At 73.1% G+C, this 13,444-nt stretch carries 12 protein-coding genes; 6 read left to right on the top strand and 6 right to left on the bottom strand.

The window, feature by feature from the left end; genetic code table 11:
* Positions 1–196 precede the first annotated feature (196 nt).
* The 5 genes from AC07DC_RS17760 to fxsA all read left to right on the top strand — a co-directional run bounded on the left by AC07DC_RS17760 (position 197) and on the right by fxsA (position 6,088).
* Positions 197–637 carry an Lrp/AsnC family transcriptional regulator gene (locus AC07DC_RS17760; protein WP_138353046.1) on the top strand — a complete coding sequence of 147 codons (441 nt, stop codon included), beginning with the start codon at positions 197–199 and terminating at the stop codon, positions 635–637.
* A 30-nt stretch (positions 638–667) separates the two neighbouring features.
* Positions 668–2,296, top strand: coding sequence for an amidohydrolase (locus AC07DC_RS17755; RefSeq protein ID WP_478915347.1), 1,629 nt, complete (start codon positions 668–670; stop codon positions 2,294–2,296).
* Positions 2,297–2,871: 575 nt separating this feature from the next.
* Positions 2,872–4,572, top strand: coding sequence for an apolipoprotein N-acyltransferase (gene lnt / locus AC07DC_RS17750; protein WP_478915346.1), 1,701 nt, complete (start codon positions 2,872–2,874; stop codon positions 4,570–4,572).
* Entirely contained in the window at positions 4,569–5,360 is a 792-nt protein-coding gene (locus AC07DC_RS17745) for a polyprenol monophosphomannose synthase (RefSeq protein WP_478915345.1), read from the top strand. The genes lnt and AC07DC_RS17745 overlap by 4 nt, the downstream gene beginning before the upstream one ends.
* 134 nt (positions 5,361–5,494) lie before the next feature.
* On the top strand, positions 5,495–6,088 hold the full coding sequence (gene fxsA / locus AC07DC_RS17740) for an FxsA family membrane protein (RefSeq protein ID WP_478915344.1): 594 nt from the start codon (positions 5,495–5,497) through the stop codon (positions 6,086–6,088).
* Positions 6,089–6,157: 69 nt separating this feature from the next.
* On the opposite strand, the gene AC07DC_RS17735 is transcribed toward fxsA, so the two are convergent.
* The 4 genes from AC07DC_RS17735 to yczE form a co-directional block, all read right to left on the bottom strand.
* Positions 6,158–6,532 carry an RNA polymerase-binding protein RbpA gene (locus AC07DC_RS17735; protein ID WP_138353051.1) on the bottom strand — a complete coding sequence of 125 codons (375 nt, stop codon included), beginning with the start codon at positions 6,530–6,532 and terminating at the stop codon, positions 6,158–6,160.
* A gap of 313 nt (positions 6,533–6,845) precedes the next feature.
* Positions 6,846–8,231: an MFS transporter gene (locus AC07DC_RS17730; protein WP_478915343.1), complete on the bottom strand. Its 1,386-nt coding sequence runs from the start codon at positions 8,229–8,231 to the stop codon at positions 6,846–6,848.
* On the bottom strand, positions 8,216–9,034 hold the full coding sequence (locus AC07DC_RS17725) for a glycerophosphodiester phosphodiesterase family protein (protein WP_478915342.1): 819 nt from the start codon (positions 9,032–9,034) through the stop codon (positions 8,216–8,218). The genes AC07DC_RS17730 and AC07DC_RS17725 overlap by 16 nt, the downstream gene beginning before the upstream one ends.
* Positions 9,035–9,808, bottom strand: coding sequence for a membrane protein YczE (gene yczE / locus AC07DC_RS17720; RefSeq protein ID WP_478915341.1), 774 nt, complete (start codon positions 9,806–9,808; stop codon positions 9,035–9,037).
* A 49-nt stretch (positions 9,809–9,857) separates the two neighbouring features.
* Between yczE and yczR the strand changes: the two genes are divergently transcribed.
* Positions 9,858–11,348 carry a MocR-like transcription factor YczR gene (gene yczR, locus AC07DC_RS17715; RefSeq protein ID WP_478915340.1) on the top strand — a complete coding sequence of 497 codons (1,491 nt, stop codon included), beginning with the start codon at positions 9,858–9,860 and terminating at the stop codon, positions 11,346–11,348.
* A gap of 59 nt (positions 11,349–11,407) precedes the next feature.
* Here the strand turns inward: yczR and AC07DC_RS17710 are convergent, their stop codons facing one another.
* Positions 11,408–13,042 carry a hypothetical protein gene (locus AC07DC_RS17710; RefSeq protein WP_478915339.1) on the bottom strand — a complete coding sequence of 545 codons (1,635 nt, stop codon included), beginning with the start codon at positions 13,040–13,042 and terminating at the stop codon, positions 11,408–11,410.
* Between the two features lie 112 nt (positions 13,043–13,154).
* Positions 13,155–13,349 (bottom strand): hypothetical protein, encoded by a 195-nt coding sequence (locus AC07DC_RS17705; protein ID WP_250974913.1) that lies wholly within the window; start codon positions 13,347–13,349, stop codon positions 13,155–13,157.
* Positions 13,350–13,444 lie beyond the last annotated feature (95 nt).

Below are 13,444 nucleotides of genomic sequence, written 5' to 3'. Positions count from 1 at the left end.
GCCACGGCCATAGCGAGCACTTCCCGTCCGGCGCCACCGGTAACCGCGGCGGCCGCCGTCGCGGGGTGCATACGGTGTGGCCTTCGTCACATGTGACGCCGTTCGGGGCCCGCGCGCGCCCGGAGAACGCCCTCCCGCCCCGGCGCGCCCCCTGCCCGCTGTGCCGGAGGCCCTCCGGGGCAGTAGGTTGACCGCCGTGGAGGAGCTGGACCAGCAGATCGTGGAACTTCTCGTCGCCGATGGGCGGATGAGCTACACCGACCTGGGCAAGGCCACGGGCCTGTCCACCTCGGCGGTGCACCAGCGCGTGCGCCGTCTGGAGCAGCGCGGGGTGATCCGCGGCTACGCGGCGATCGTCGACGCCGAAGCGGTCGGACTCTCCCTGACAGCGTTCATCTCGATCAAGCCGTTCGACCCGAGCGCGCCGGACGACATCGCGGAACGCCTCGCCGAGGTACCGGAGATCGAGGCCTGCCACAGCGTCGCGGGGGAGGAGAACTACATCCTCAAGGTCCGCGTCGCGACCCCCGGCGAGCTGGAGCACCTGCTCGCCCGGATCCGCACCCTGGCCGGGGTCTCCACCCGCACCACCGTCGTGCTGTCCACTCCGTACGAGGCCCGGCCCCCGCGCATCTGAGCGCTCCCGGCAGGGGAGAGACTGTCCCTCATGAACGAGCGCACCCCCTCCACGACCGTGCTGCTGCGCGGCGGAACCGTCTACAGCCCCGCCGACCCCTTCGCCACGGCCATGGTCGTGGAGGGCGGCACCGTCGCCTGGGTGGGCTCCGAGGGCGCCGCCGACTCCTTCGTGGACGGCGTCGACGAAGTGGTCCGACTTGACGGCGCGCTCGTCACCCCCGCGTTCACCGACGCGCACGTCCACACCACCGCGACCGGACTGGCGCTCACCGGTCTCGACCTCACCGCCGCCGGCTCCCTCTCCGACGCGCTCGCCCGGACGGCCGCGTTCGCCCGCGACCGTCCCGGCGACCGGGTGCTGCTCGGCCACGGCTGGGACGAGTCGCGCTGGCCCGAGCGGCGGACCCCGTCCCGCCAGGAGCTGGACGAGGCGGTCGGCGGCCGGCCGCTCTACCTGACCCGGGTGGACGTGCACTCCGCCGTCGTCACCACCGCGCTGCTCGACCTCGTCCCCGGCGTGCGCGACCTGGCGGGATACCACCCGCACGGCCCGCTCACCAGCGACGCGCACCACGCGGTACGGCGCGCCGCGCACGCCGCCGTCACCCCCGCCCAGCGGCTCGCGGCGCAGCGCGCGGCCCTGCGCCACGCGGCGTCGCTGGGGATCAGCACCGTGCATGAGTGCGCCGGCCCCGACATCTCCTCCGAGGACGACCTCACCGGCCTGCTGGCGCTCGCCGCGGCGGAATCCGGCCCCCAGGTCTTCGGGTACTGGGCGGAGGCCGTGAAGGACGCCTCGGGGCTCGACCGGATCCGGGACCTGGGCGCCATCGGCGCCGGCGGTGACCTGTTCGTCGACGGATCCCTCGGCTCGCGCACCGCCTGCCTGCACGCGCCCTACGCCGACGCCCCGCACAGCGGCACCTCCTTCCTCGACACCGACGCCATCGCCGCCCATGTCGCCGCCTGCACCGAGGCCGGCCTGCAGGCGGGCTTCCATGCCATCGGGGACGCCGCCGTGTCGTCCGTCGTGGCCGGTGTGCGGGCCGCCGCCGAGCGCGTGGGCACCGACCGGATCCGCGCGCTGCGGCACCGGGTCGAGCACGCCGAGATGATGACGCCGGACGCGATCACCGGCTTCGCCGAACTGGGCCTGATCGCCTCGGTGCAGCCGGCCTTCGACGCGGCCTGGGGCGGCGAGGAGGGCATGTACGCGGAGCGGCTCGGCGCCGAACGGGCCCGGACGCTCAACTCCTACGCCGCGATGGTGCGGGCCGGCGTGCCGCTCGTCCTCGGCTCCGACAGCCCTGTCACCCCGCTCGACCCGTGGGGCGCCGTGCGCGCCGCCGCGTTCCACCGCACCCCCGGGCACCGCATCTCGGCCCGCGCCGCCTTCAACGCCCACACCCGCGGCGGCTGGCGCGCGGTCGGCCGGGACGACACCGGTGTCCTGATGCCGGGCGCGCCCGCCGACTACGTGCTCTGGCGGGGCGGCGAACTGGTGGTGCAGGCCCCGGACGAGCGGGTCGCCAACTGGTCGACGGACCCGCGTTCGGGCACGCCTGGCTTGCCCGACGTCGCACCGGACCGTGCCCTTCCGGTCGCGCTGCGTACCGTCGTGTCCGGTCGCACGGTCTACGCACGGCCGAACGAGTGACCCGTGGCGGTCACATGCGGCCGAACGGTGTGCCCTCGGCCTGTCGCGCCGACTCGCCCGGCCCCGCACTGACCTGCTGATTTGAAGGATCGTCGCAGGTCAAGTGGGTGTTGACAGCCAGCGGTCGAGGGCGAGTAGGTTCGGCCGAGTCCACCACAGGACGTCGGACCGGGGACCCTCCGCGAATCCGTCGACCGCCGCTGGGCCATGGGGTGTCGCGCCGCACGTGCACGCCGCCACTGGCAGCCAGGTCCAGCGTCAGCGGCACGGAAAGCGGCTCGCTTCACGGCGAGTGCCGCCGGACGGCAGGTGTGACCCGGGAAGGGCCCGGACGCCCAGTAGACAACGGCCTTGGCGCCGACTCGCAGCCAGCGGGTCCCAGGTCGGCCCGAAGGGCGTTCCGGGCCCGTTCCGTAGCGGGCGCCTCCCGCACGGCCCGGCTCCGCGCCCGGCCTCCGCCGCAGGTTTCCGCGCCCCCGTTCCCGGGCCAGGCCTTTGCCCACCCGCGACCCGCGCCGGCGCGAACACGTTGTACCGTCACTGCACCAGCTCACCACCTGCAGGAAGGCCGCGACGTGCGCCCGCGACCCGACACCGCCCCGGCCGTGGATCCAGCCGCAGAACCGGCCGCGGATCCAGCCAAGGACGCGGTCGTGGACCCGGCCGCCGATCCGGACGTGGCCGGGCCCGCGCCCGAGCGTCCCGGCCGGCGCCGGCGTGCCGCGCTGGCCGCCCGCCGCGCCGCTCCCCGCAGCGCCGCCGCCGCGCTCTGCGGACTGGCGCTGGCCGCCGCCTTCCCGCCGTACGACCTGTGGCCGCTGTCGATCGCCGCGGTCGCCGGCCTGTCCCTTCTCACCCGCGGCAGGACCGCCCGCCAGGGCGCCTGGCTCGGCTTCGCCTTCGCGCTGCCCTTCTTCCTGTGGCTGCTGCTGTGGCTGCGGGTCGTCGGCTACGACGCGGTCTTCGGGCTCTCCGTGCTGGAGGCGCTCTTCATCGCCGCGCTCGGGGCCGGTCTGGCGATCACCTCCCGGCTGCCGGGCTGGCCGCTGTGGGGCGGCTGCCTGTGGGTGGCCGAGGAACTGGCCCGGGACCGGCTGCCCTTCGGCGGCTTCCCCTGGGGGCGCCTGGCGTTCGCCAACACCGGCTCGCCGTACACGCCGCTGGCGGCCCTCGGCGGGGCCCCGCTGGTGACCTTCGCCGTCGCGCTGACCGGCACGCTGCTGGCCGCGGCCCTGCTCGCCGCCCTGCGGCTGCGCGCCGCCGGAACCGCGCGGACGGCCCGGTCGCTGCTGCCCGTGGCCGGGACCGCCGCGATCGCGGCCGCCGTCCTCGCCGCCGGTTACGCGGTGCCGGTGCCCACCGACGCCACCGACTTCGTCAAGGTCGCCATCGTGCAGGGCAACGTCCAGCAGCCCGGGATGCACTTCCTCGGTCGGCCGATGCAGATCCTGGACAACCACGTCAAGGCCACCCTCAAGCTGGCCGAGGACATCAGGGCGGGGCGCACGCCCAAGCCGGATCTGGTGATCTGGCCGGAGAACTCCTCCGACCTCGACCCGTTCAGCAACCCGCAGGCGTACGACAAGATCACCGGCGCGGTCCGGGCCGTGGGCGTCCCGGTCCTGGTCGGCGCGCTGGTCGACGGCCCGGACGCCAAACACGTGCAGAACGAGGGCATCGTCTGGGACCCGGTCTCCGGACCCGGCGCCTCGTACACCAAGCAGCACCCGGTGCCGTTCGGCGAGTACGTGCCCTTCCGCACCGAGCTGACCAAGGTCATCCACCGGCTCGACCAGATCCCCCGGGACTTCTACCCGGGCAAGAACACCGGGGTCCTCAAGATCGGGCCCGCCACGCTCGGCGACGTCATCTGCTTCGAGGTCGCCTACGACGAGATCGTGCACGACACCGTCACCGCGGGGGCGCGCGCGATCATCGTGCAGACCAACAACGCGACGTACGGCCGCACCGGCCAGCCCGAGCAGCAGCTCGCCATGTCGCGGCTGCGGGCCATCGAACACGGCCGTGCCATCGTCACCGCCGCGACCAGCGGCATCAGCGCCGTGGTGGCCCCCGACGACACCATCGAGCAGCGCACGAAGGAATTCACCCAGGATGTCCTGAGTGCCCGGATCCCACTGCGCGACGAGCTCACGGTGGCCGACCGCGTCGGTACGGCTCCCGAGTGGACTCTCGCTATGGTTGGCATTCTGTCCTGCGCTGTCGCCATCGCGCTCGGCAGGCGCGAAGCCACAAAAGCGAAGGGGCAGCAGTGAACGAGGGCGGTGGGGTTCCCCATGGCGGAGCCCAGGGGAGGGACTTCGGTCCGCTCGGCACGGTTCTGGTCATCATCCCGACCTACAACGAAGCCGAGAACATCAAGCCGATCGTGGCCCGGGTCCGGTCCGCGGTACCCGAGGCCCACATCCTGGTCGCGGACGACAACAGCCCCGACGGCACCGGCAAGCTCGCCGACGAACTGGCCTCGGGCGACGACCACGTCCACGTGCTGCACCGGCAGGGCAAGGAAGGCCTCGGCGCCGCCTACCTGGCCGGCTTCCGCTGGGGCATCGACCAGGGCTACGGCGTCCTCGTCGAGATGGACGCCGACGGCTCGCACCAGCCCGAGGAGCTGCCCCGCCTGCTCACCGCCCTCAAGGGCGCGGACCTGGTCCTCGGCTCCCGCTGGATCCCCGGCGGCCGGGTCGTCAACTGGCCCAAGTCCCGCGAGTTCCTCTCGCGCGGCGGCAGCACGTACTCGCGGATCCTGCTGGACGTGCCGATCCGTGACGTCACCGGCGGCTACCGGGCCTTCCGCAAGGAGACCTTGACCGGACTGGGCATGGACGAGGTGGCGTCCGCCGGCTACTGCTTCCAGGTCGACCTGGCCTGGCGCACGGTCAAGGCGGGCTTCCACGTCGTCGAGGTCCCGATCACCTTCGTGGAACGCGTGCGCGGCGACAGCAAGATGAGCCGCAACATCGTGGTCGAGGCGCTGTGGCGGGTCACCGCCTGGGGCGTGGGCTCGCGGGCGAGCCGGGTCTTCGGCCGTACCTCCCGCTGACCGTACGTCCCACTGAACGTGATCCGGCTGACCGTGATCCGGCCGAGCGGGTTGGCCCAGCGATCGCGCCGAGCCTGATCGTTGTTGTCCGTCGGTGATCGTGCCTTTATCCGGACCCAGGCACAATTGACCGTATGACTACCAGCACCCCGCCCCCCGTCCGCCCCCGGCGCTCGCGCGTCCGCACCTTCGCACCGCTCGCGGTGGCGGCCTGGGCGGTCCTGGAGATCTGGCTGCTGACCGTGGTCGCCTCGGCCACCAGCGGCGTCACCGTCCTGCTGCTGCTCGTGGCCGGATTCCTGCTCGGCGCGCTCGCCGTGAAGCGGGCCGGGCGCAGCGCCTGGCGCAGCCTGACCGTCTCCATGCAGCCGGGGCCCGCGGGGGCGTCCGGCACACCGGGGATCGCCCCGTCCGGGAGCGAGGCGACCGGGGCGGCGCTGGGCATGCTGGGCGGCCTGCTGCTGATGATCCCGGGCTTCGTCTCCGACGCGATCGGGCTGCTGTGCCTCTTCCCGCCCACCCGCGCGCTGCTGCGCAAGGCGGCCGACCGCGCTCTGGGGCGCCGCAGGAGCTACGACTCCGGCTCGATAGGTGATCTGTTCCAGCAGGCCCGGGTGGCCAACGAGCAGATCCGCATCCACCGTCCCGACGGCAAGGTCATCGCCGGCGAGGTCATCCAGGGCGAGGTCGTGGACCCGGACCGCAAAAACCCCGGGACAGAGCGCTGATCAGCGCTCCGCCACGGGGCAGAAGTGTTGGGCGGGCCCGTGTGTCACCACGGGCCCGATGCCTGTTGGTCAGGCGCTCTTGCGGTTGTCGCGCGGATGCACCGCGATGTTCATCGCTCCGGACCTCAGGACGGCCAGCCTCTCGGCCAGCACCTCCTCGAGCTCCTCGAGCGTGCGCCGCTCCATGAGCATGTCCCAGTGCGTGCGCGCGGGCTTGGTTTCCTTCTTCTCCGGGCCCTCTCCGTCCACCAGAAGTGCGATGGTGCCGCATGCACGGCACTCCCACTCCGACGGAATCTCGGCCTCAACCGAGAACGGCATCTCAAAACGATGTCCGTTCCGGCATGCGTACTCAACGGTCTGGCGAGGTGCCAGATCGATACCACGGTCGGTCTCGTAGCTAGTGGCCCCGAGTCGCGTACCGCGGAGAGCTCGCTCACTCATGAATCGTGCCTCCCGGGCTTTGTCGCCCACAGGACAGGTGTCGCTGTCGTCGTCATCCGGTCAACGTCCGGTCGGCGGTGAAGATTCCCGTTGAGGGACATGCGCCCGCCCGTCGCCCACCGCCACCCTTTCTCGGAGGGCGCTGCGCGCCGCGCTTTTTCCTACCGTCGTGCCGCCCCTGTTTGTACCCACCGTTGACCGTTTTGTCACATCTGTTACCAGATGTCACCCGGCGTTTTCATATCTTTGGCGCGCAGTAACGGTCAACCTGCCGGGACAACCGCGTACACTACCGGCCCGCGACCCCCAATACCTAAATTGTGTCCGGGACGCGATTCCCCGCGGCCTCCACTGCCGCGCGCACCGGCACCCGGGCCAGCAGCACGAACCCGACCGCGAAGAAGATCACCAGCGAGATGATCGCGTCGCGGTAGCTGCCGGTCAGCTGGTAGGTCAGCCCGAACAGCAGAGGTCCGAGCCAGCTCGTACCCCGGTCGCTGACCTCGTACACCGAGAAGTACTCGGCCTCCTTGCCGCGCGGTACCAGGTGGGAGAAGAGCGATCGGGACAGCGCCTGGCTGCCGCCGAGGACCATCCCGATGGCGGCAGCGAGCGCGAAGAACCAGACAGGTTCACCCGCGGGAAGGAAGTATCCGGCGCCGATGGTGACCGTCCAGGCGGCCAGCGAGCCCAGCACGGTGCGCTGGGCCCCGTAGCGGGCGGCCAGCCGGCCCAGCAGCAGCGCGCCGGCCACGGCCAGCACCTGGACCAGCAGGATGGCGGTGATCAGCGTCCCCTGTTCCAGGCCCAGCTCCTCGGAGCCGTACACCGACGCCTGCGAGATCACTGTCTGGATGCCGTCGTTGTAGACCAGGTACGCCAGCAGGAAGGCGAGGGTCAGCGGATAGCGGCGCATGTCCCGCGCGGTGGCCGCCAGCTGCCGCCAGCCCTGGCCGAGCGCCCCGGACCCGGCGCCGCGATCGGCGGACGGATCGGCGGACGCGGCGCGCGGCCCCGGGCGGTCCCGCAGCCGGCGCAGCGGCACCACGGTGAACACCGCCCACCACAGTCCCGCCGAGGCGAGGCAGATGCGCACCGCGGTCCCCTTGGAGACGCCGAAGGCGTCATGGCCGAGGAACAGCCCCAGGTTCGCCACCAGCATCAGCGCGCCCGCCGCGTACCCGAACGCCCAGCCCCTCGACGACACCGCGTCCCGTTCGTGCGGCTCCGCGATCTGCGACAGGAAGGCGTTGTAGAGCACCACGGACGCCGCGTACGAGACGTTCGCCACGATCAGCAGCGCGCCGCCGAGCAGGTAGCGGTCGCCGGCCAGGAAGAACATCCCCGCGGTCGCCGCGGCGCCCAGATAGGCGAAGGCGCCCATCAGCGGCTTCTTGCGGCCGGTCCGGTCCGCGACCGCGCCCGCCAGCGGCATCACCAGCACCGACAGCAGTACCGAGGCGGAGATCGTGTACGCGAAGTACGCGCCGGCCCGCACCGGGATGCCCAGCGGGTGCACATAGCCGTCGGCGTCGGCGGCGGCCTTCGCGACGTCGGTGAGATAGGGGCCGAGGAAGACCGTGATCACACTCGTGGAGAAGACCGAGTTGGCCCAGTCGTAGAAGTACCAGCCGCGCTGTTCGCGGCGCCGCTCCAGGGCGCGCTCGTCGACCGCTGTTTCCGTTACCGCCGTGCCCACCAGGTCCCCCGCTCGGACAACACCGTGCGCAGTGCCTCGATGTGATCGGTCATGATGCCATCCACCCCGAGGTCGAGGAGCGCGGTCATCCGACCGGGGTCGTTGATCGTCCAGACATGGACCTGCAGACCCCGCCGGTGCGCGGCGTCGATGAACCTGCCGTCCGCCACCGGAACGCCCGCGACGCGCTCCGGCACCTGGACGCAGACCGCGCCGCCGCGCACCGCCGCGTCCAGCAGCCGCGCGGGCAGCCGCTCCAGCGGCCGGCCGCCGTACGAGAGCAGCCGCAGGCCCGCCACGCCCCGGGTGCCCAGCGAAGTGGCCAGCCGGGGTCCGGCGAGCGCCCGCAGCCGGGCCACCCGCGCCTCGGAGAACGATCCGGCGCACACCCGGTCCCAGGCGTCCGCCCGGCGGACCGCGTCGAGCAGCGGGCCGGCGGCGGCCTCCGCCTTCACATCGACGTTCCACCGGGCCTCGGGAAAGGCCTCCAGCAGCTCCTCGAACGTGGAGACCGGCTCGCGGCCCGCGACGCGGGCGCGCGCGACCTCGCTCCACGGCAGGTCGGCGATGGCGCCGCGCGCGTCGGTGACGCGGTCCAGCGTCGCGTCGTGGAAGGCGACCAGCACGCCGTCCGACGTGAGGTGGACGTCGGTCTCCAGATAGCGGTAGCCGAGGTCGACGGCGCGGCGGAAGGCCGCGAGGGTGTTCTCCAGGCCGTCCGCCGCTCCGCCGCGATGGGCGAAGGCGAGGGGCGCCGGATGGTCCAGATACGGGTGGACCGGGAGAGGGGAAGGTGCGCTCACCTACGGCAGTATGGCCGGGTCCGCGCAGGCGCCGGCCACCGGCCGGTCCCCGCCGGCCGCGACGACCGTGCTCCGGCCGGATTCCCCGGATCGCGCAACCGGCTCCTGAACCGGTTCCGCGACCTGCGGGACCTCCTGCGGGAGCTCCTGCGGGACCTCGAAGAAGCGCAGGAAGTACTGGGCGAGCGGCCCGATCGCCACCGCGTACAGCACGGTGCCCACCCCGACGCCGCCGCCCAGCAGGAAGCCGACGGCCAGCACCGTCAGTTCGATGCCGGTGCGCACCAGCCGGATCGACCGCCCCGTCCTGCGGTGCAGTCCCGTCATCAGCCCGTCGCGCGGGCCCGGTCCGAAGCGTGCGGTGATGTACAGGCCGGTCGCCACCCCGTTGAGCACGATCGCCGCCACCAGCAGCGGGATCCGGACGCCGAGCGCGTGGACGTCCGGCATCAGCCGAAGCGTGCCGTCCATCGCCAGCCCGACGATGAAGACATTGGACACGGTGCCCAGGCCCGGCCGCTGCCGCAGCGGCCACCACAGCAGCAGCACCGCCGCGCCCACCACGATCGACACCATGCCGATGCTCAGCCCGGAATGATGGGAGAGACCCTGGTGGAAGACGTCCCACGGGTCCAGGCCGAGACCGGCGCTGACCAGCAGGCCGTCACTGGCGCCGTACAGCACCAGACCGGCATAGAGATGGACGATGCGGCGACCGGTGTGCACGGCGACCCCCCTGGTGAAAGTGGCGAGATACGTGGCACTCTGTGGCATGGATGTGCGTGACCGCCACAGCCAATCCGGGAAAGGTGGACTGAATTCCATGTCGCAGTGGACTGCATCAGTAGGAGCGGCGCCGCTCGCCCGGCTGCTCGAACCCCGGCCGGCCCCCGGTGGTGGCGGCCGTCGCGTACCGGCCTACCGCGGACTCGCCGACGGCGTACGGGTGTTGGTGCTCGAAGGCCGGGTGCCGGTCGCCGCCCGGCTGCCCGCCGAGCGGGAGCTCGCCCTCGCGCTGGGTGTCAGCCGCACCACCGTCGCCGCCGCCTACGAGGCGCTGCGCGCCGAGGGGTTCGCCCGCTCCCGGCGCGGCGCGGGCAGCTGGACCGCCATACCGGACGGGCACGCGCTGCCGAGCCGGATCCTGGACCCGCTCCCGCCGGACTCCGCCGGCACCGTCATCGACCTCGGCTGCGCCGCCCTGCCCGCCCCCGAGCCGTGGCTGACCCGCGCGATGGAGGGCGCCCTGGCCGAACTGCCGGCCTACGCGGCCACCCACGGCGACTTCCCCGCCGGACTGCCGGTGCTGCGCGAGGCGATCGCCGACCGGTACACCGCCCGCGGCGTACCGACCATGCCCGAGCAGATCATGGTCACCACCGGTGCCATGGGCGCCATCGCCGCCGCGGCCCGCCGGCTCGTCGGGCTCGGCGAACGGGTCGCGGTGGAGTCCCCGAGCTACGCCAACGTGCTGGAGCTGTTCCGCGAGACCGGCGCGCGACTGGTTCCGGTGGCCATGCGCGACGGCCTCGGCGGCTGGGACATCGACGCCTGGCAGCGGGTGCTGCGCGACGCCGCGCCGCGGATGGCGTACGTCATGCCCGACTTCCACAACCCGACCGGCACCCTGGTCGGTGACGAGCAGCGCCGCGCCCTGGTCGAGACGGCCCGCGCCTCCGGGACCGTCGTGGTCGCGGACGAGACGATGGCCGAGCTCGTGCTCGACGCGGACACGACCATGCCGCGGCCGATGGCCGCCTTCGACCGAGGCGGCACCGTGATCACGGTCGGCTCGGCGAGCAAGGCGATCTGGGCGGGGCTGCGGATCGGCTGGGTCCGGGCGGCGCCGGACGTCGTGCGCCGGCTGGTCTCCGCCCGCGCCTATCTGGACCTCGGATCCCCCGTCGTCGACCAGCTCGCCGTCGCCTGGCTGCTGCGCGGCGGCGGCTGGGACCAGGCCGTCGCCACCCGCCGCGCCCGCGCCGCCGAGCACCGGGACGACCTGGTGGCGGCGCTGCGCGAGCAGACCCCGGACTGGGAGTTCACCGTCCCGACCGGCGGTATGACGATGTGGGTGCGTACCGGCGACGTGTCGGGTTCCCGGCTCGCGGTGGCCGGCGAACGCCTCGGCGTCCGTGTCCCGTCCGGGCCCCGGTTCGGTGTCGACGGCGCCTTCGAGTCCTACGTGCGCCTGCCGTTCACGGTGGGCGGCGCCACCGCCAAGGAAGCCGTCTCCCGGCTGGCCGCCGCCGCGCACATCGTCCGCTCCGGCGGCGGCTCCGACGCCGAGGGCGCCGGCCTCTTCGTGGCCTGACCACCGGTTCCGGGCCCCGTCCGGTGCGGACAGGGCCCGGAACCGTCCGGCCAGGACCGTCAGCGCTCCAGGTCCGCCGTGGGGCGGATCAGCGGCTCCGTCACCGGCTCCCGGTCGGGCTCCGGTTCCGGCTCGGGCTCGTGCTCCAGGGCGTCGGCCGGGGTGTCGACCGGCGGGAGCAGGGCGAGGACGGCCTCGCGGTCGGCCTCGCCGGTCTCCTCGTCGTACGGGTCGGGAGTGGCCGGGACCTGCAGGCGCAGGACCGGGCCGGTGCCGAGCCGGGCGTAGCCGCGGCCGGCCGGGACCTCGGCCGCCGAGGTGGTGCACTGCGGGGCGCCGAGGACGGCCTGCGCGTGCTCGGGGTCGAGGGCGCCGAGCAGGACGCGGGCGCGGGTGTGGGTGACGACGGCCGGGGAGAGCACCTCGGCGGAGTCGATCTGGTCGGCGACGGCCACCGCCACGTTGGCGGTGCGCCCGTGCCGCAGCGGCACGTCCAGCAGCAGCTGCGGATCGGGGCGGCCCTCGGCGTGCGCGAGCTGGGTGAGCGCCGTGGGCCGGTCGACGAGGACCCACAGCGGGCGGCGGGTGTCCTCCGGGGCCGCATGCCCGGCCTGGCGGGCCCGGTTGACCGCGATCAGCCGCCGTTCGGTCTCGTGCGAGGCCCATTCGAGGGTGGCGCAGGTCCCGGCGAGGCCGCTCTCGACGGCCAGCACGCCGGGGCGTCCGATGAGGCAGGCGTACTCGCCGCTGCCGCTGCCGTCGATGACCACGACATCGCCGTGGCACAGCGCCTGCAGGGCGATCGAGCGCAGCAGGCTGGTCGTGCCGGTGCCCGGCCGGCCCAGCGCCAGCAGATGCGGCTCGGTGGAGCGCGGCCCGGTCCGCCAGACGACGGGTGGGGCGTCGCGCACCTCGTCCCCGTCGGCGACCGGCACGGTGCGCTGGACGGTCTCGGAGTCGGTGAAGCCGAGGACGGTTTCGCCGGGTGCGGTCACGAAGCGCTGCGCGGTGATCCCGGTGGACAGCGGCGCCAGCGCGGTGAGGGTGAGGTGGTTCTCCTCCTCGTTCCAGTCGAAGCGGTACTCGCGGCCGCGCCCCGCCTTGGCGTGCAGCAGCTGCTCGACGCGGGAGCGCGCCGTGGCCTCGCCGTCGGTGAAGTACGCCGGGTAGCGCAGATGCAGCCGGGCCAGCCGGCCGTCCTCGAAGGCGTACTCGCTGAAGGCGCTGTCCCAGCCGCCGTCGCGCGCGTAGAGCGGGGCCGGGTCGTCGGGGTCGGACAGATACGGCACCAGCGCCTCGTACAGCGCCTGGAGCTTCCCGGTCTCGGCCTCGGTGGGTCCGGTGGGCTCGGGGGCGGTGCGGTCGCGGCCCATCCAGCCCGCGCAGGCCAGCACCGCGCCCAGGGCCAGCAGCGGCCCGTACGGCATCAGCGCGACGACGACGAGCGCGGCGGCGCCGAGCAGCAGCGCGGGGCCGCGCCGGTCCTTGGGGGTGCGGACCCACCAGCTGCGGGCCCAGCCGGCCTGCATGCGCATGCCCCGGGTGATGGTGATGAGCGGATGGAGCACGTCGGTGGCACTGTCGGCGGCGGTCCGCGCGATGTCGCGGCTGCGCGCGAGTGAGGGCCGGCTGTTCACGATGGTCGCGAACGACGGCCTGCTGCTCAGGATGCTGGGGAGGGGGCGCCTGGCCACGGATGCTCCAGTGGGTGGGTTCGCGGGAGGGTGGCGGGTCGTGGGTGACGAGGTGGGGCCCGGAGCGCTGCGAAGCGTCCGGGCCCTGGGGCTGCCGTCGTAGACGGCCCCGCTAGATCTTGATCCCGCCCAACAGGCTCGCCAGGCTGGCTCCGCCGGCCTTGATGCTCGGGGCGATTCCGGTGCCCGCGAGGTAGAAGCCGAAGAGGGCGCAGACGAGGAGGTGGGAGACCTTCAGCCCGTCTTTGCGGAAGAACAGGAACGCGATGACGCCGAGCAGAACGACGCCTGAGATAGACAGGATCATTGGGCTTTCTCCTGGGTGATGGGGACGGTCACCATGAGTTCTTCCAGGCTCACAAAAAGTAATGGGTGGTGGAAAGTGGTAAATGGGTGATTTGT

The sequence above is a fragment of the Streptomyces sp. NPDC045021 genome, assembly GCF_056432645.1.
The sequence above is the reverse complement of the archived record's forward strand: the minus strand, read 5'-3'. Positions and strand labels throughout refer to the sequence as shown.